The following is an 18,155-nucleotide window of genomic DNA, read 5'->3' as shown; positions in this document are numbered from 1 at the left end:
AAGCGGGAGGGAATACGGGTGAAAAATAAACCAATCTATGTCGAGCTTGAAATCCGTACTACAATGGATGAGCTGTGGGCACATACACAATCGCCGCAGCTGCATGAGCTATGGGATCTTCGTTTCTCGAAGATTACATATTTACCACGAATGAATGAAACAGACAAACAGAAGTTCCAATATGAAACAAGGATAGGCTTTGGACTAAAAATAGCAGGTACGGGAGAAACGGGAAGCACTTTACTCAAGCATAGCGAAGAAAGAGTATCTACCTTAACCTTTGCATCAGAGCAGGCGATCTCGCTCATTCGTTCGGGTGGCGGTTATTGGAAGTACAAGGTGCACGGAGATAAGCTTACCTTTATCACGTTATTTGATTATCAGACACGCTTCGGTCTTGCCGGTCGAATAATCGATCACTATGTATTTAGACCTCTATTTGGTTTTGCTACCGCATGGAGCTTTGATCGGTTGCGGATTTGGATGGAAGAGCGTATTTCGCCTTCCGTCGTTGCGGAGAGAGCATGTATTCATTACTTGTGTGTATGTCTTATGATGCTGCTTTGGTGTTATGAGGGTCTTGTGCCCAAGCTGCTTTTTCCAGAGTCGGGTGAACTGGCGATGATGAAGGAGCTAGGTTTGTTTAAAGGGATAGAGCTGCAAATCGTTCAATGGATTGGCCTATGTGAAATTGCTTTTGGCTTATCAACGGCTTTCTTCCATAGGCGAAAATGGATTTACATTGCTCACACCGCTGCGCTGGTTGCATTGACAGCTCCAGCACTGTTTTTCAATTCCGAATTGCTTACAGCTCCGTTTAACCCAATTACGCTATCATTACCGATGATTGGTTTGGGAGTCGCTGCCTTTTGGAGCAGAAGTCACTTGCCGCAAGCAAGTCGTTGTAAACGAAAGTACAAATCATAACTATGAAAGAGGAGGCATTTACGATGGGCTCAATATATGAACAAGTGCTAGGAGCTGAATTTCACAAGCTTCATCCTCGCATCCAGCAGCGCTTTGGCTTTAGCAGTCAGGATCGCACCGCATCGATAGGTCATGGGGTTATGGAGCTTATTTGGTACAACAAGCTTGTTATACTGCCGCTGTTTCTTGGAACATTTCGCCATATTATGTTTCCCCGAGGAGGCAGGAACATTCCATTTTCAATTGAGAATTTTGCCTATATTGACCCTTTTGGACGTGAAACGGTTTCTTGGATTCGCAAATTTCAATTTTCTAGAGCAGTCAAGCATTTTGATGCAACGATGGTGTACAGTGGGGAGAGGGAGCAAATCGTTGATTATCTAGGTAATAAGCAGCATCTAGCTGTCGATTTGGAGCTTAGCGTATGTTCAAAAGGAGGGATTACGATACGTTCGGGTGAACAGCGCTTTTACGAAGGATGGCTGCAATTTCGATTCCCCAAAATATTGACGGGCTGCGCAGAGGTAAATGAGTGGTATGACGATAGCGAGTGCTGTTACAAAATTACTGTTGTTGTTCGCAATCCGATTATCGGTCCAATATTCCGATATGTGGGCTCTTTCCAAGCGACTTTCATAAAGTCTTATCCTGAGGCTATACCTGTCGGAATTCGGCCGCTGCGTGACGAGAAGAGGGAATAATCGGCTGATGCCGTTTATTCCTTTTTGTCACTTGCTAGCTTGTCGTTGTATAATAGAGTCAGACACGATATGAAGATTCAAGCTCGCGAGACAGAGGCAGCTAGAACCACGGGAAATGGAGTACATGAAGAATGAAAAAGTTCAAAAAGTTTTATATAGAAACGACTAGCATTTGCAATTTATCCTGCAGCTTTTGTCCGCCTACGCTGCGCGCGAAAGGTTTTATTACAGTTGAGGATTTTAGAAAAACACTAGATCAAATCAAGCCTCATACTGATTATATTTATTTTCACGTCAAAGGGGAGCCAATGCTTCATCCCAAGATGGATGAGCTGCTCGATATTAGCCATGAGAAGGGCTTTAAAGTCAACATTACTTCTAACGGTACGCTAATTACGAAAAATAAACATAAGCTGCTGAATAAACCAGCGCTGCGTCAAATCAACTTCTCGCTGCACAGCTTTGACGGTCATGCCGGCTCAACGAATAAAGAGGGATATCTAGCTGAGATATTATCATTCGTGAAGGAAGCGGTAGCAACCAGTAATATTATTATTTCGTTTCGATTATGGAATTTAGACATGGACAATGAAACAAATCAGCAGAAAAATAAAAATCGCGAGCTGCTCGGCATGATTGAGAAGGCTTTCGATCTCGACTATAAAATCGAGGAAAAATTCATTCCAGGATCAGGCGTGAAAATCGCTGAGCGCATTTATTTAAATCAAGATCCAGAGTTCAAATGGCCGGATCTGAAAGAGCCCGAGTATAACGGGAAAGGGTTCTGTCATGCACTGCGGAATCAAGCTGGTATTCTCATTGACGGTACAGTCATTCCTTGTTGTCTGGATGGAGAAGGGGTCATTAATCTAGGCAACATCCATGATACTCATTTCTCAGAAATTATTGAGAATGAGCGCTCAACGAACCTTTACGATGGGTTCTCAAGACGTGAAGCGGTCGAAGAGCTATGCCGCAAATGCGGATATCGTCAGCGTTTCGGCTGATATCCGATTTACAAGCTTTGAACGACTATAGTAAAGGATGAGAACCTCATCGTTCGTAGGCTAGTCCTACCTATTGATGAGGTTTTTTATTTTGTTAGAAGATGTTCGAGCCATGAAAAAAAAGTTATTGGCAACAAGCAGGGGAAGCGGGACTTGCTGACGTCTATTCGATTGGGAAGGAGCAGAGCGATAAGCTAGTAGTTCAAGAGGCTCAACTGATTATAGCTAATGTATCGTCTAACTAGTTCTTCTTAAATGTAAAAAAAATTGAAGATGCTTCTTCAAACCCAATTGTAAACGAGTGGAATTGTTGGGAAGGGTGCTTTTGTGTTATGATTTACTTCGTGCTGTTCATTGTCGTCTATCAATCAATCTGAGAGTTAGGAGATTCAACTACACATGGATTTTATTACAATTTTAAAAGCGATTATTTTGGGAATCGTGGAGGGATTAACGGAGTTTGCACCGGTTTCCTCGACAGGACATATGGTCATTGTTGACGATATGTGGCTTCAAACGGAGAAATACTTGGGGAAATACGTGGCGAACACTTTCAAAATCGTCATTCAACTAGGCTCCATTCTAGCTGTGGTCATCATTTTCCGAAATCGATTTATTGATTTACTCGGCTTAAAGCGTAAAAGAAAGGACGCAACTCAGCCTGCTGCTGGGCAAGGGAATAAGCTTAAGCTTATGCATGTTCTCGTCGGACTAATTCCTGCTGGAGTGTTCGGTCTGTTATTCGATGATTACATCGATGAGTATTTATTCTCGATCCGCACCGTACTTATTGGTCTAGTCATTGGAGCAATATTTATGATCATTGCAGATCGCTTTGGACCTAAGAAACCAAAGATCGAGACGGTTGACCAAATCACTTATAAGCAAGCACTTTCAGTAGGACTCATTCAATGTTTGTCGCTTTGGCCAGGTTTTTCTCGTTCTGGGTCAACGATCTCGGGCGGGGTGCTGCTCGGCATGAGTCACCGTGCTGCTGCGGATTTTACATTTATTATGGCAGTTCCCATTATGGCAGGAGCAAGCATACTGTCTTTGGCGAAAAACTGGGAGTACTTCACGTTAGAATCATTGCCATTTTTTATCGCAGGTTTCCTGAGTGCTTTTGTATTTGCACTACTTTCAATTCGTTTCTTCTTAAAGCTCATTAACAAAATCAAGCTTGTACCGTTTGCAATTTATCGGATTGTACTCGCTGCAGTGATTTACATCGTATATTTTTAACCAAAAGAAAAAGGCTTGCTGCCGTTAAGACGGGAGCAGGCCTTTTTTGTGTATTTGAGCTTCATAGATGCCCATTTGACCAGAACATATAAAAGCGATCATACAGCCGATGAACAAATACATTGCACCATCAGATCCGAATAATTCAATGCCCATAATGAAGCAGGCGATAGGCGTCTTAGCAGCGCCGCTGAATACCGATACGAAGCCTATAGCAGCAAGCAATGGAATTGAAGTATTGAGCAAACCTGCAAGCGCACTGCCAAGCGTGGCACCTATAACAAAGAGAGGTGTTACCTCACCGCCTTGATAGCCTGTTCCAAGCGTAATGGTAGTGAATAATATTTTCAGTAAGAAAACAAGTGGCGAAACCGCCTCTTGAAAGGATTGCTGAATGAGTGGAATCCCAAGTCCCAAATAATTACGTGTGCCGATAACATACACGAGTGCAATCACGATGATGCCGCCAATTAAGGTTTTTATAACGGGATGGTTAAACCATTTGCTGAATAACCGTTTAAACAAACGAAGGAGCTGTGTGAATAACAGTGCGGCTAAGCCGAAACAGACGGAAGCAATAATAATTTTGAGGAGTAAGAGCCAGTCGAGCGGCGGTACAGCACCCATTGAATAGGCTAAATGTTTAATTCCCCATGCTGTAGCAACAAGATGTCCCACATAACTTGCAATAAAGCTGGGAAGCAGCGCCTCATAACTAATTACTCCGATAGCAAGTACCTCTAAGCCAAAGATCGTACCCGCGAGTGGGGTGCCGAAGACAGCGCCGAAGCCGCTGCTGATGCCGCATATGAGAATGATTTTACGGTCAATCGACTTTAAATGAATTCGTTGACCAAACCATTCCGCTAAGCTGCCGCCCATTTGGACTGCCGTTCCTTCTCGGCCTGCGGATCCGCCGAATAAGTGTGTAATGAGCGTCCCAAACAAGACGAGTGGAGCCATTCGTAAAGGGATCGTTCCTTCGCCAGAATGAATTTGTTCAATAATAAGATTATTGCCTCTTCCTGCTTCTTTTCCAAACTTGAGATAAAGGAAGCTAACGAGTACACCGCCGGCGGGAAGAAGCCATAGCAGCCAAGGATGATGGAAACGAGTTTCAGTTACGAGGTCAAGGCTGGCTAGGAATAAGGCTGAGGCTGATCCGGATAGTATGCCGACCGCTCCAGCAATGAGAAGCCATTTTAGGAAGTACTTGGAGAGGTTAAGCGGAAACAAATGTCGTGCATCAATCATAAAAGTGACTCCTTTATACTCTCTAAGCGAATAAGTGTTGCACAAAGCTTCTATGAGCTATTATACAACACTCTTGTAAGAGGTAAAGGAAATCATAATAGTGAATCGAATGAAAACCAGCTGTCATGAACACCATACGATATCCAAATGAGATGGTAGATATTGACGATAATATAAAGCAGCACGGTAACGAGAATACAAGGATTTATCCAATAGCGGTTTTTCAACTGGTAATAAATGAGTAAAAGCAGCAGAGGCAGCACCAGCTTCAATGCGTAATAGCTAACCATATTCCAGTCATACAGCCGTTTCACGAGAGGATTCAATTCTTCAATCAGGTTAAGTCTAAGTCCGATGTCAGTAAATGCTGCATCGGCAAAACATAGAAATAATAATCCAAAGAGAAGCGGCTTTAGGTCCCATTCTTTAAGTGCTGTGATGACAGGTGAACCTCCATTCAAATGAAAATGACGAGAAAATCGCATAATAGATGCATATGCTGCATAAGGTTTAACATTCCTAACGTATCTCTCTGGAATAAAGGAGGCATATCGTTGAAGCGAGTATTGATTGGAAGCCCCATACGCCAGAGCCCGACCGTGTTACGCCAATTTTTATCCTCATTGGAACGCATTGATGCGAGTTCTTTTAAGGTTGATTATTACTTTATTGATGACAATGATAATGAACAGTCCTCGCAATTATTAAGCGACTTTATAACGAAGCAGAGTGACAATCATGGAAGCCACACGATTTTGAAGCGAAGCGACTCTATTACACCTTACTCTAGGGATGAATTTACTCACTACTGGAGCAATGATCTGATCGATAAAATTGCGAGTTGGAAAGATGACATCATTAGCACGGCAAGAGAGCAGCATTATGATGGATTATTTCTCATTGATTCGGATATTCTGCTGCATCCGTTAGCTCTCGAATCGTTAATTTCATCTCAAAAAGAGATCATATCCGCTATTTTTTGGACCCAATGGCAGCCGAATACGATGGAAATGCCGCAAGTATGGCTGAAGGATACCTATTGGCCATTTCAATCCGATGGGACAGTCAAAGCAGGGGACGGAGCGGAAACGGCTCTTATTTTTATTGTAATGCTAAAAATTCCTGGTGTATATGAAGTAGGCGGACTTGGTGCATGTACATATATGACTCGAACAGTTCTAGATAAACCGATTTCATTCCGAACGATCCCAAACGTATCGTTTTGGGGCGAAGATCGACATTTCTGCATACGAGCAGCTGCGCTTGGCATCGGGCTGCACGTCGATACTAGATATCCGGCCTTTCATGTATATAGAGAATCAGATCTTGTAAGAGCACAATTATTTATGGAATCTACACGGCCCCAAACAAATGAAGTAACGACTACACAATCATCTAAAGGTCTCACGATCATTGTGCCCGATGCTGGCCCGAAGCTTACATTGTCCATGATTGTCAAAAACGAAGGAGATCGTTTTTTGAAGGAAGTACTTGAGCATCACAGACAATATATAGACCATGCCGTCATTATTGATGATGGAAGCACAGACCAGACCGGTGAAATTGTTCATGAATATCTTGCGGGTATTCCTTTAACCTATATTAAAAATGAAAGCTCGCAATTTCATAATGAAGTGAAGCTAAGAACGCAGCAATGGGAAGAAACGATTCGAATTCATCCGGCATGGATTCTGAATATGGATGCAGATGAATATTTTGAAGAAAAATTTAAGGATGAGCTGCCGATTCTGCTGAGTGATCCAGAAAGTTATGCTTACATGTTTCGTTTATATGATTTCTGGTCTGAAGACCAATATCGCGAAGACAACTACTGGAAAGCACATGAGGTATATCGTCCATTTCTGTTGAAATACGTCGAAGGATTTCCTTATGCATGGAGGCAAACGCCTCAGCACTGCGGTAGATTTCCTGAAAACATATATTTGAAAGCCCATAAAATCTCTAACCTCAGGGTGAAACACTTTGGATGGGCACGAGAGCAGGATCGTTTGCATAAGTATGAACGTTACAAAAAACTTGATCCTGACGCAATATACGGCTGGAAAGAGCAATATGAATCTATTCTTGATGAGAAGCCGAATTTGGTGAAATGGATCGAATAAGAAGATAGATTGTTGGAATCTTTGACTAAACAAGCACTCTAGTGATATATTTGAGTGTGCGATTAGTACAGGAGATTTCACATTCGGCTGCGTGCATGCACGCGGCCGTTTGTGCCTACTATATGGAGGCAAGTAACCCGTGAATAAATATCCATTTGATTTTGACCCAAAAAAACCTTTTATTGAGCAAGCTAGCGATTGGATTGCTGATGTTTTCTACGAGAAACTGCCTGAAGCTGGTTTCGAAATTAGAGATGAACAAATTTATATGGCCTTTCAACTGGAGCGTGCTTACTCGGATAAGCAAACGATCTTTGCAGAAGCAGGGGTAGGTACCGGCAAGACATTTGTATACCTGCTGTATGCGATCACGTATGCAAGGTATACGAGAAAACCTGCGATTATTGCTTGTGCGGATGAGTCATTAATTGAGCAGCTCGTTAAACCCGAAGGGGATATCGCTAAGCTTGGCAAATACTTGGATTTAACGATTGATGCGAGATTAGGCAAATCAGCTGATCAATATATTTGCTTGAACAAGCTTGATGACGCAAGGGTAGGCCAAGATAATGCTGAGCTGTATGACAGCATCTATCGCGATCTTCCCAGCTTTGTGCAAAAACCGGATTCTATGCAAAGCTTCTATCCATATGGTAACCGCAAGGACTATCCGAGCTTGAATGACGAGCAGTGGAACGAACTGGGCTGGGATGTATTTCAGGATTGCTTAGTTTGTGACGTACGTCATCGCTGCGGTCAAACGCTGTCACGCGACCATTACCGTAAATCAGCAGATGTTATCATTTGTTCACATGACTTCTATATGGAGCATATTTGGACGTATGAAGCTAGAAAACGTGAAGGTCAGCTGCCGCTGCTGCCAGAATACAGCTCGGTCGTATTTGATGAGGGTCATTTACTTGAAACAGCAGCGCAGCAAGCACTGACTTATAAGCTGAACCATGTTGTATATGAAGGAATCGTAACAAGACTGCTGCAGCAGGAAATTCGGGAATCATTAGCAGTAGCGGTTGAGGACTCGATTGCTCAAAGTGAATATTTATTTAAAATGATGAACAAACACAGCAAGAAGGTTCCGGCGTCTGACCGTAAGGAAATCATATGGAGCGCGGAGCTTATTCGCGAAATCAATCGTTTGCAGGACACTCTCTCTGTCATTGAAGAAGAGCTTGTATTTGAAAGCGGCTTATATACGATCGATACGTATCAACTAAAAATTGTCGAAGAGCATTTGGAGATGATTCAATTTGCCCTCTCTTTATTCAAAAAAGAAGACAAGCCTATCAGCTGGGTTTCGCAGGATAAAGAAGGAACTTCACTCGTCATTATGCCTAAAGTGGTTAAGGAAGTGCTGAAGGAGCAGGTGTTCTCACGTAAGATGCCAATCGTTTTCTCTTCTGCGACACTTTCTGTTAACAGCTCATTTGATTACATGATGGACATATTAGGTATGGACAACGCGTTGTCCTTCTCGGTTCCATCACCCTATGACTACGAGAAGCAAATGGCTGTAGTTATACCGAAAACTGAGCAATTCACGGGGTTAAATGAGAAGGTAGAGGAAGCATATCGATTGCTCAGGCAGACAGGCGGACGAACGCTTATTTTATTCCCATCATTGGAGCAATTAGAGCAGTTTAGAGCAGAATCGAATAAGCATGCTGATTCATCAGACTATACGTTTTTATATGAGGGCTCAAGTGAAATTAGCTATCTGATTGAGCAGTTTCAACAGGATGAAGCGAGTATCTTATGTGCAGTGACGTTATGGGAAGGCTTAGATATTCCAGGTCCATCGCTTTCACAGGTAATTGTATGGGAATTGCCTTTTCCTCCAAACGATCCTTTGTTTGCAGCTAGGAGACAGGATGCTGAGTCACCGTTTGAGCAAGTAGATATGCCATATATGCTGCTTCGTCTTAGACAAGGTATTGGGCGATTGATCAGAACACGTGAGGATAGCGGTAAAGTTATAATTTTCGGCGAAAAAATGAATGACAGCTATGTGCGCGAACAGGTTGAAGGCGTACTGCCTAAAGGAGTAACGCTTAGCTATTCATAAGCAACAGAATAAATTATTCAACAAGGAGTAGGGGAAACCCTTCTCCTTGTTTTTTTATTTCCAGCGCTTTGATCGTTTACAAGTTTATATCCAATTCATTACGGCAAAAATAGGTATAATTCGACACAAAACTACAAGGAGTGTATTTACAATGGGGATAATTAATCAATTAAACATTCCAGAGTGGACGGTTTACGTAGAAGCAATAGTCACCCTGGTGATTCCGATGCTTATCGCCACTATTTTCAAAAGATCTCGTCCAAAAGAGGATGAATAATCAAATGGAAGATCAAACTCACACTCATTTAGCGGATATCTATGAACAATTGAAGTTCCATTCAGATGTTATCGTACGTGAGTTCTCAATAGGTAACACAGGTATTCGCGCAGCTATCGCATTTGTAAGTGGATTAGCAGATCGTGATCTGATTGACCAACATATTTTGAAAGCGCTGATGTCTTATCAAGGTGAGAAAAAATCAATAACGAAATCGTTTTTGATTAATCAAATATTAACTGTCAGTCAATTATCAGAAGTGCAGACTTTAGAAGAAATGATGCCAAAGGTATTGATGGGCGCAACGGCTTTGATCGTCGATGGATTTCAGGAAATTATAATATTAGGGACGGAAAAGAGTAAATCTCGAAATATTGAAGAGCCGATCTCTGAAGCATTAGTTAGAGGTCCGCGATCAGGCTTTAATGAGAACTTATCTGATAATACAGCGATATTACGACGACATGGCGAGAATGACAGCTTAGCTTTCATAAGCATGCAAGTAGGTACACGTGCTAAGAAACAGCTAGTTGTTGCTTACATAAAAGACATTGCTGATCCTGAATTAGTTGAAGAGGTAAAGCGAAGAGTTGGAAAAATAAATATCGACAACCTACTTGAATCAGGATATGTGGAACAACTCATTGAAGATAATTTTTGGAGTCCATTCCCGCAGGTGCAAAGCACGGAAAGGCCAGATCGTGTGATTGGCGCTTTGATGGAGGGAAGGGTCGCCATTCTGCTGGATGGAACACCGTTTGCATTAATTGCACCTGTTACTTTTAGCATGCTGTTACAATCGCCTGAGGACTATTATGAGCGCTGGATGGTCGGCTCGTTGCTTAGAATGCTGCGTTATCTAGCCGCTTTGATCGCCTTATTGACACCAGCGATGTATATTTCTTTCATCTCCTTTCATCAAGGCTTAATTCCAACGAAACTGGCAATTTCAATCGTAGCAGCAAGGGCTGGCGTACCTTTTTCTTCACTCATTGAGGCTCTTATTATGGAGGTAGCTATTGAAATATTGAGAGAAGCAGGTCTTCGATTGCCTAAACCTATTGGGCCTGCAATGGGAATTGTCGGAGGTCTAATTATCGGTGAAGCAGCAGTGCAAGCGGGAATCGTAAGTCCTATTTTAGTTATTGTCGTTGCTGTGACGGCAATATCATCCTTTGCAATTCCTCAATATAATGCAGGGATTTCGCTTAGAATGCTGCGTTTTGCAGCAATGTTCTGCGCAGCTGCCTTTGGTATGTATGGTGTAGTTTTATTTTCTTTGTTATTAGCAGCGCATGTTGTCAAGCTAAAGAGCTTCGGTGTGCCTTATGCGAGCCTATCGGTTCCATTTCGCTTGGGTGACTGGAAGGATCTATTTGTTCGGATGCCAATTTTCATGATGAAAAATCGTCCTGAAATGCTTCATCCAAAAGATAAACAGCGTATTAAGAAATAAAGGGAGAAGGAATTTTATGGAAAACGGTGTCAAGGATCGAATTACAACTGTACAAACCGCTGTAATCATATCGAACTTTATGCTGGGTTCAGGAATTCTCACCTTGCCTAGAGCTTCCGTAGATGAAGTAGGAACACCTGATGTATGGATTTCCGTTATTATTGGCGGCGCAGTTGCGATCGCGTTGGGCGTTATGATGGCTATATTATCCAAATCGCATGCTGCTCAAACTATTTTCCAGTTTAATCAGAAGCTTTTGGGAAAATGGGTCGGAAGCGTAGTTGGCATCGTGATTGTCATTTATTTCTTTCTGACTGCTGCATACCAGGTGCGTGCACTAGCAGAAGTAACGGAATTATTTTTGCTAGAGGGGACACCGTCGTGGATTATTGTTATGTTATTTATGTGGGTTAGCTTGTACTTAATGACAAGCGGTATTAATCCGATCGCAAGACTATTTCAGATGATTTTACCAGTTACGATCGTCATCTATTTATTAGTCATGTTAATGTCTTTAAGAATATTTGAATTAGATAATTTACGCCCCATATTGGGACAAGGTATCATGCCTGTTTTAGGGGGAGTCCGAGCCACAGCTCTATCCTTTCTAGGTGTAGAAATCATATTAGTTATAACTGCATTTATGGACAATCCAAAAGGGGCAGTTAAGGCGGTCGTTTATGGCACTGCGATTCCAGTGTTCATTTATTTGCTGACTGTAATCCTAGTAATCGGTGGATTATCTATCCATGGTGTTGTTACAAGGACATGGCCAACGCTTGACCTAGTTCGAAGCTTTGAGCTTTCTGGTTTAATCTTTGAACGGTTTGAATCATTTTTCCTAGTGATATGGATTATGCAAATTTATTCCTCCTTCACCATTACGTACTATGCAGCTGCTTTAGGGCTTTCGCAGGTGTTTAACGTTAAAATAATGAAATGTTTATATGCTTTGTTACCCATTGTATTCCTCATTTCGACGCTTCCAAAAAATACGGACTTGCTTTTTGTGTATGGCGCTTTGCTCGGTAATACGGCTCTCTACTTGTTCTTTTCCATTACAATACTACTGCTGCTGTTGACAAAATGGAAAAAAGGTGTGAAAAATGATGCTTATCAGAAGTAACAAAAGCGGACGCTTATTATTAGTTTGCGTTTGTTTTCTATTACTGCTTGTCCAAACAGGCTGTTGGAGTACGGATGAGATTGAGGATCTCGGTCTTTATCTAGGTATGGCGCTTGACGTAGCCAATGAAACAGAGATAGAGAAGAAGATGGATAAACTTGTTTCTTCCTATCGCAAGAAGGATTTGATTACGTATACACTGCAAATTATTAATAAACAATCGGAGGGAAAAGCTTCGGACACCTCCAGCGGCAGTTCAGGAAAGTCATATTTAAACGTTTCAGAGACAGGAGACTCGCTCTTTGAAATGGTTAGAGAATTTTCGGCTCGAATGGAACGTCCTGTTATCGGTCATCATCTGAAGGTGATCGTTATTAATGAAAAGTTATCACGTCGCTACAGCATGAATAACCTCCTTAGTTTTATGTTAAGAGATAATGATATTCGTCCTAATTGTCTCATCGTCATGAGCAGCGGTTTAGCTAGAAAAGTATTGGAGTCGAAAGATAATACGATCATTCCGTCTTTCCGAGTGATCGAAATGGTCGAGAATCGTTATCGAACATTGAAAATATTGCCTCCGATGTCACTCATGAAAATCGAAGGGGAAATGAATGCAAAATCAAGCTATTTATTGCAAAATATTGTTTCTGCTGATGGTGAAGTTAAATTTTCTGGTGCCGCTGTCATAAAAGGAAAAACACAAAAGTTTAGAGGGCTTGTATCAGAAGATGAACTATTAGGCTTAATATGGCTGTCAGGCAAAGGAAAAGGTGGTTTAGTAAAAAGTTACGATCAAAAAACAAAGCAAGTTATTGCTTATGAGATCAAAACAATGAAAAGTAAAATGAAATCGCAAATCAAAGAAGGACAGATTAGTTTTCATGTAGATATCGAATCGGAAGGACGTTTAATAGAAGAATGGTTAAATGCAGACGAACCTATGGATGATGATTTTTTTAGCAGGGCAGTTCAAACATCCGAGGAAGAAGTGAATCGTCTTATAAAGCTCGGATTACATAAGATCCAAAAGAATTACAAAACAGATGTGCTCGGTTTTGGTACACGACTGAGCATTGAGCATCCGAAACAGTGGCAATCGGTCAAAGATGATTGGGACGAACAATTTAGCCGGATTCCAATTACTTATAGCATTAAGTTGATCATTACCGATACAGGTGCAATGAAGGGACATTAAGCACGAATATCGTGGAATAAGTAAGTAATAATCGGATAAAAAAACTGCGTGAAATACATATTTCACGCAGTTTGCTTTTATATCAACTTTTAAGCTATCATAATAGAGTAATAGTCACTTAAATAGAGCCGAAAAACTAGAATTATATGGAGGATTTCCTTGCGAATGGGACAACATGAACTGACGGATAGTTACGGCATTGAGATGGAACTATTTTCGATATGGATGAAAAATAAAGGGATGACAAAGTCAACGCACCAAGCTTACATAAATGATGTTCGTTTTTTTCTAGGGACAGTTTATCCAACGGAAACGAAAAAAATAACGAAGTTGGATATTATGCGTTACATGGCTGTATGTCGTGAGAAGGGGGCAGGGGACGAAGCTCGCAATCGGAAGCTTTCTTCTTTACGTTCTTTTTTTAAAGCGATGATCGAGATGGAGCATTTGGAAAGTAATCCTGCAGCACTCATTGCGAAGTCTAAACAGGAGAAGAATCGAATTCCTGTATATTTGGAAGAAAATGAACTGGAAGCACTGCTCCAAACGATTCAAGGGAAATATTATATACGAAACGTCGCTATCGTATTATTAATGGCCTATGCTGGTTTGCGTGTAGGTGAGGTTCATCGGATGAACGTTCAAGATTTTCAGCAGGATGGTTCTATACATATTCTCGGAAAAGGGCGTAAATGGCGTGTCATTCCATTGCCTGATGCGCTTCAGCATATTTTGAATGAAGCGCTCGCTGAGCGGAAGGAATCCAGACAGGGGAAGGAGCAGCCGTTTTTTGTATCCCAATTTGGTAGAAGACTGTCGATTCGAATGATCCAGACTGTCGCCGATGAAACGATCAAGCTGCTTAAGGAAACGATGCCATCACTTGTGGATAAACGTCTATCCAGCCATAAGCTCCGTCATTCATTTGCAACGATGCAAATTCGCAGTGGAACAGATATCCGGACGCTGCAGGAGCTGCTCGGACATGCAAGTATCGAGACTACTCAGATTTACACACATATTGACAATAAACAGCTTCGAAATGCGATGAACAATATTTCCAGTAAAATTCCGGTTAATCTCAAAAAGAAGTAACGTAATTATAATTATGTTAACTAATATTATTATTAGAGCTGATGACGGATACAAATGGTATCTGTCATCAGCTTTTTTAGTTGGAGCCAGCTTCAACTAGTTTTCGTCTTTCTTCACGTTCTTCAGGCAGCATGCGTGGACAAGTATAGCATTTCTCACCATCAACACGGCAATCATACATACAGCAAGACGAGCGCATAAGCAGCTTATGACCATCTGGTGACCATGGATTATCGATATATCGTGGTTTATGGATAAAAGGATTACGTTTACGGTTAAATACTTCAGCCGAAAGACCAAGAATGACATCTAGATCTTGCTGGAAGCTTGTAAGCAAATTCTGATCCGTCATATTTTGGAACATAAAGTCACGGACGGCATGAATATGGCCGCCAACTTGATTCCATATCATAGCAGACTTTACATCTGCGCTTTCAGCTACAGTCTCGATAATTTCATTGATCTCATCCTTGAAAAATATACTGAAAGAATGCTCAAGAAACCGTTTGCGTTCTATTTGGTCCTGAGGAACATCCGTCCAGCGGAGCTCATTGATTTTGAAGCCTAAATGAGCATGATCATCATGGTTTTCTAGCTGATAGGTCAAATTATGTACCGATAAATCCAAAAAACGATTGTATTGAGCAGCAAAAAAAAGATTCGTTATGCACAAATTGAAAAAAGACATTCCGACAAAAGAAGCTGCTAATTGCATGCCTGTTGCTTGAACCATTTCACCGGCTTTTCGTAACGTCTCATGTGATATTTCTTTACTATAAAAGTAAACTGCAGGCAGCTCGTGCACAGGATGAGCGGCACCATTTGGTGATATGTGAAAATAAGTTTCGACAAGTGTGAAATCCATTTCAGTCGTCATTTAACTGCTCCTCTTGTTCGTCATCAGTAAAATACATATAGAATGTACATGTTATCGATAATGATTATCATTATGAGTATTCTATAAGTATAGGAGGGCACTAACGTACTGTCAATAGAAATGGCCCCACGATGGTTTTTACTCGTTCAAGGCCGTCCCACATATCACCCTGGTCCTTTGGTTAGCCATTTGTTGTCTCTAAATTCGTGCAATTTATTAAAATCGTATTATAATAAAGAATACGGTATATTGAAACATAGCAAATTAGTAATAAGGTAAGCGAAAGGAAGAGATATATGGAAACGAAGCGTATAACGACAACTGAACAATTAGAAGAGGCATATGAAATTCGTAAAGCAGTCTTCGTGAGAGAGCAAGGGGTTGCAGAGGAAGTAGAGCTTGATGATTTCGATGCGATTGCTGATCATGTTCTTGTGTATTATGATAATGAACCTGTCGGGACAGGCAGAGTGCGGGTCGTCGATGATATGGCGAAGATGGAGCGTATTTGCGTATTATCCTCACACCGCAAACATAAACTAGGCAAGGCGATTATGGATGAGCTTGAGGCGATTGCGCGAGAAAAGGGGATTGCCAAAGCGAAGCTGCACGGGCAAGTACAAGCGGCTCCTTTTTATGAGAAACAAGGCTACGAAATAGCATCTACCGTATTTATGGAAGAAAATATTCCGCATGTTAAGATGGTTAAAGATTTATCACATTAATTATTAATAATGGCTGTCACTTTTAGGCTTAATGCCTTCTGAGACAGCCTTTTTTTTGTTTAGACTATGTTTTTTCGGTAGTGAGAAGGGGAGATCCCTTTGACTTTTTTGAACATTTTCGAGAAAAGAAGCGGATCAGTATAACCGACGGAGTGGGAAATATCTGACATCGAAAGCTGCTGATTGTTCATCAAATCACATGCTTTATCCATTCGATATTGCAGCAAATAGGATTGAGGCGATTGCTGTACAACCTCTTTAAATAAAGAAGATAAGTAAATGCGGTCTATGCCAATTCGCTTCGCCAGCTCAGTTATACTTACTTTGTTATAATAGTTCATTTCTATATAATCGAGCGCTTTGCGAACATAAACATCTTTTGCCTTCGGCACATATCCAATCTGATTGGGCGCGGTCAACATATTGATCCAATCCGATATTAGACGGAAAAGGTGGCTATGAACGACTAGACCGCTGTTTTTCTCAAGTAATCCCGCTTCAGATAGCTGATCCAGCCAAGGATCAAACCAATTGGAGGGAGCGAAGGTGAAATGAGGATTTGTTTTGCTTAATTGCACTTGTGCAAGCAAATCATCTACGCTAGTGCCCTGAAATGCGATCCACGAGTAGACCCAAGGGTCCTGCATATCAGCCTTCATATGGCAGATGGTGTTTGGATATACCATAAAGCCTTGTCCTTTTTTGAGCGCATACGTTTGGCCTTCAATCTGGTAGCTGCCTTTGCCTTCGTGAATAAATAAGATTTTATAATGATCCTTTACTCCCGGCCCCCAGCTATAGCCAGGTTCACAAAATTGCTTTCCGTGATAATAATAGATCAGATCATAGCGTTCGCACATTCGATATCACATCCCTGAATTTATAGCAGAAACATATTACATTATGACATATACAACTTGCTTGCGGACATTCCTTGTTACAGTAGTTATAAGATATACTTTGATGGAATCAAAGGAAGTAAGTGATCATTATAGCATGTTTTTTGTGAAGAAATCATTCTAAAAATAAAGGGGAATATGATACATGCCTTATGCTGCTGACCAATCACGTTATTCGAATATGTTGTATAAACGCGCTGGCAAAAGTGGAATTAAACTGCCTGCGATATCACTAGGACTATGGCAAAACTTTGGCGGCAATCAACCGCTGGAAAATTCACGTGCTATGCTTCTAAAAGCATTTGATTTAGGGATCAATCATTTTGACCTAGCGAACAATTACGGCCCGCCTGCCGGTTCAGCTGAAGAGACGTTTGGTGCAGTATACAAGAAAGACTTGGCTCCTTACCGGGATGAGCTGCTCATATCAACAAAAGCAGGCTATTACATGTGGGAAGGACCTTATGGTGAATGGGGCTCCCGTAAAAATCTGCTGTCCAGCTTGGATCGCAGCTTAACGCGAATGGGACTTGATTATGTCGATATATTTTATTCGCATCGTCCAGACCCAGAAACGCCGATGGAAGAAACAATGGGCGCGCTTGATCATGCAGTAAGACAAGGAAAAGCACTATACGTTGGCTTATCCAATTACAATGCCGAGCAGACGAGCGAAGCGGTCAAAATATTGAAGCAGCTGGGTACACCATGCTTAGTTCATCAGCCTAATTATTCGATGCTGAACCGCTGGATTGAGGATGGCTTGCAAACGGTATTAGATGATAATGGCGTTGGCTCGATTGCCTATTGCCCGCTTGGCAGAGGACAACTGACTAATAAATATGTCGATAAAATTGAAGCAGAGTCGAGAGCTTCTTCCAGTTCGATGAAGCCGCAGGCGATTACTGCAGAGCGGGTTCAAAAATTCCGCAGTCTTGAGGCTCTTGCCGCGAGAAGAGGTCAAACGTTGTCACAATTGGCACTAACATGGATTTTACGCGAAGGCGGAGTAACCTCTGCTCTGATCGGTGTTAGCCGAGTCAGTCAGATCGAAGAAAATGTAAAGGCGCTGGAGAGCGCTCCATTATCTGCTCAAGAATTAACAGAAATAGATGCAATCATGCACAATATCGGAGATATTCCGTGGTAATTACTAACCCAGGCT

General features: G+C 41.6%; 16 protein-coding genes and 1 pseudogene. 13 read left to right on the top strand and 4 right to left on the bottom strand.

What is annotated here, in order from left to right; genetic code table 11:
- Positions 1-18 precede the first annotated feature (18 nt).
- The 4 genes from AC0YN6_RS03530 (at position 19) to AC0YN6_RS03515 (ending at position 3,877) form a co-directional block, all read left to right on the top strand.
- Positions 19-927: a DoxX-like family protein gene (locus AC0YN6_RS03530; protein ID WP_475745162.1), complete on the top strand. Its 909-nt coding sequence runs from the start codon at positions 19-21 to the stop codon at positions 925-927.
- Positions 928-950: 23 nt separating this feature from the next.
- The gene (locus tag AC0YN6_RS03525) at positions 951-1,628 is read left to right on the top strand and encodes a DUF4166 domain-containing protein (RefSeq protein ID WP_475745161.1); all 678 of its coding nucleotides are present in this window, start codon (positions 951-953) and stop codon (positions 1,626-1,628) included.
- A 131-nt stretch (positions 1,629-1,759) separates the two neighbouring features.
- A complete protein-coding gene (locus tag AC0YN6_RS03520) occupies positions 1,760-2,635 on the top strand; it encodes a radical SAM/SPASM domain-containing protein (RefSeq protein WP_475745159.1) in 876 nt (291 codons plus the stop codon).
- Between the two features lie 399 nt (positions 2,636-3,034).
- Positions 3,035-3,877: an undecaprenyl-diphosphate phosphatase gene (locus tag AC0YN6_RS03515; RefSeq protein ID WP_475745158.1), complete on the top strand. Its 843-nt coding sequence runs from the start codon at positions 3,035-3,037 to the stop codon at positions 3,875-3,877.
- A 24-nt stretch (positions 3,878-3,901) separates the two neighbouring features.
- On the opposite strand, the gene AC0YN6_RS03510 is transcribed toward AC0YN6_RS03515, so the two are convergent.
- A complete protein-coding gene (locus AC0YN6_RS03510) occupies positions 3,902-5,131 on the bottom strand; it encodes a voltage-gated chloride channel family protein (protein ID WP_475745156.1) in 1,230 nt (409 codons plus the stop codon).
- A 92-nt stretch (positions 5,132-5,223) separates the two neighbouring features.
- Positions 5,224-5,616 (bottom strand): DUF5658 family protein, encoded by a 393-nt coding sequence (locus tag AC0YN6_RS03505; protein WP_475745154.1) that lies wholly within the window; start codon positions 5,614-5,616, stop codon positions 5,224-5,226.
- Positions 5,617-5,685: 69 nt separating this feature from the next.
- Here AC0YN6_RS03505 and AC0YN6_RS03500 point away from each other — a divergent pair, with 69 nt between their 5' ends.
- The 7 genes and pseudogenes from AC0YN6_RS03500 to AC0YN6_RS03470 all read left to right on the top strand — a co-directional run bounded on the left by AC0YN6_RS03500 (position 5,686) and on the right by AC0YN6_RS03470 (position 14,489).
- Entirely contained in the window at positions 5,686-7,254 is a 1,569-nt protein-coding gene (locus AC0YN6_RS03500; RefSeq protein ID WP_475745153.1) for a glycosyltransferase, read from the top strand.
- A 139-nt stretch (positions 7,255-7,393) separates the two neighbouring features.
- Entirely contained in the window at positions 7,394-9,337 is a 1,944-nt protein-coding gene (locus tag AC0YN6_RS03495; protein WP_475745151.1) for an ATP-dependent DNA helicase, read from the top strand.
- Positions 9,338-9,488: 151 nt separating this feature from the next.
- A complete protein-coding gene (locus tag AC0YN6_RS03490) occupies positions 9,489-9,614 on the top strand; it encodes a hypothetical protein (protein WP_475745149.1) in 126 nt (41 codons plus the stop codon).
- A 22-nt stretch (positions 9,615-9,636) separates the two neighbouring features.
- Positions 9,637-11,070, top strand: a pseudogene (locus AC0YN6_RS03485) (spore germination protein); the annotation flags it as partial.
- 16 nt (positions 11,071-11,086) lie between these two features.
- Entirely contained in the window at positions 11,087-12,196 is a 1,110-nt protein-coding gene (locus AC0YN6_RS03480; protein ID WP_475745147.1) for a spore germination protein, read from the top strand.
- On the top strand, positions 12,177-13,394 hold the full coding sequence (locus tag AC0YN6_RS03475; protein WP_475745146.1) for a Ger(x)C family spore germination protein: 1,218 nt from the start codon (positions 12,177-12,179) through the stop codon (positions 13,392-13,394). The genes AC0YN6_RS03480 and AC0YN6_RS03475 overlap by 20 nt, the downstream gene beginning before the upstream one ends.
- Positions 13,395-13,559: 165 nt before the next feature.
- Complete coding sequence (locus AC0YN6_RS03470) at positions 13,560-14,489, top strand: tyrosine-type recombinase/integrase (RefSeq protein ID WP_475745145.1); 930 nt, start codon at positions 13,560-13,562, stop codon at positions 14,487-14,489.
- 76 nt (positions 14,490-14,565) lie between these two features.
- On the opposite strand, the gene AC0YN6_RS03465 is transcribed toward AC0YN6_RS03470, so the two are convergent.
- A complete protein-coding gene (locus AC0YN6_RS03465; RefSeq protein ID WP_475745143.1) occupies positions 14,566-15,366 on the bottom strand; it encodes a hypothetical protein in 801 nt (266 codons plus the stop codon).
- Positions 15,367-15,662: 296 nt separating this feature from the next.
- Here AC0YN6_RS03465 and AC0YN6_RS03460 point away from each other — a divergent pair, with 296 nt between their 5' ends.
- Positions 15,663-16,091, top strand: coding sequence for a GNAT family N-acetyltransferase (locus AC0YN6_RS03460; RefSeq protein WP_475745141.1), 429 nt, complete (start codon positions 15,663-15,665; stop codon positions 16,089-16,091).
- Positions 16,092-16,150: 59 nt separating this feature from the next.
- On the opposite strand, the gene AC0YN6_RS03455 is transcribed toward AC0YN6_RS03460, so the two are convergent.
- Complete coding sequence (locus AC0YN6_RS03455) at positions 16,151-16,951, bottom strand: AraC family transcriptional regulator (RefSeq protein ID WP_475745139.1); 801 nt, start codon at positions 16,949-16,951, stop codon at positions 16,151-16,153.
- A 184-nt stretch (positions 16,952-17,135) separates the two neighbouring features.
- Here AC0YN6_RS03455 and AC0YN6_RS03450 point away from each other — a divergent pair, with 184 nt between their 5' ends.
- Positions 17,136-18,140, top strand: a complete 1,005-nt coding sequence (locus AC0YN6_RS03450) for an aldo/keto reductase (RefSeq protein WP_475745137.1) — start codon at positions 17,136-17,138, stop codon at positions 18,138-18,140.
- Positions 18,141-18,155: the final 15 nt, after the last annotated feature.

The sequence above is a fragment of the Paenibacillus sp. J22P15 genome, assembly GCF_056269345.1.
The sequence above is the reverse complement of the archived record's forward strand: the minus strand, read 5'-3'. Positions and strand labels throughout refer to the sequence as shown.

Bases quoted from the DNA above. Each gene is read 5' to 3' on its own strand.
- AC0YN6_RS03465 (WP_475745143.1), bottom strand. From the start codon at position 15,366: ATGACGACTGAAATGGATTTCACACTTGTCGAAACTTATTTTCACATA.
- AC0YN6_RS03505 (WP_475745154.1), bottom strand. From the start codon at position 5,616: ATGCGATTTTCTCGTCATTTTCATTTGAATGGAGGTTCACCTGTCATC.
- AC0YN6_RS03455 (WP_475745139.1), bottom strand. From the start codon at position 16,951: ATGTGCGAACGCTATGATCTGATCTATTATTATCACGGAAAGCAATTT.
- AC0YN6_RS03475 (WP_475745146.1), top strand. From the start codon at position 12,177: ATGATGCTTATCAGAAGTAACAAAAGCGGACGCTTATTATTAGTTTGC.
- AC0YN6_RS03510 (WP_475745156.1), bottom strand. From the start codon at position 5,131: ATGATTGATGCACGACATTTGTTTCCGCTTAACCTCTCCAAGTACTTC.
- AC0YN6_RS03450 (WP_475745137.1), top strand. From the start codon at position 17,136: ATGCCTTATGCTGCTGACCAATCACGTTATTCGAATATGTTGTATAAA.
- AC0YN6_RS03480 (WP_475745147.1), top strand. From the start codon at position 11,087: ATGGAAAACGGTGTCAAGGATCGAATTACAACTGTACAAACCGCTGTA.
- AC0YN6_RS03515 (WP_475745158.1), top strand. From the start codon at position 3,035: ATGGATTTTATTACAATTTTAAAAGCGATTATTTTGGGAATCGTGGAG.
- AC0YN6_RS03525 (WP_475745161.1), top strand. From the start codon at position 951: ATGGGCTCAATATATGAACAAGTGCTAGGAGCTGAATTTCACAAGCTT.
- AC0YN6_RS03490 (WP_475745149.1), top strand. From the start codon at position 9,489: ATGGGGATAATTAATCAATTAAACATTCCAGAGTGGACGGTTTACGTA.
- AC0YN6_RS03460 (WP_475745141.1), top strand. From the start codon at position 15,663: ATGGAAACGAAGCGTATAACGACAACTGAACAATTAGAAGAGGCATAT.
- AC0YN6_RS03520 (WP_475745159.1), top strand. From the start codon at position 1,760: ATGAAAAAGTTCAAAAAGTTTTATATAGAAACGACTAGCATTTGCAAT.
- AC0YN6_RS03470 (WP_475745145.1), top strand. From the start codon at position 13,560: ATGGGACAACATGAACTGACGGATAGTTACGGCATTGAGATGGAACTA.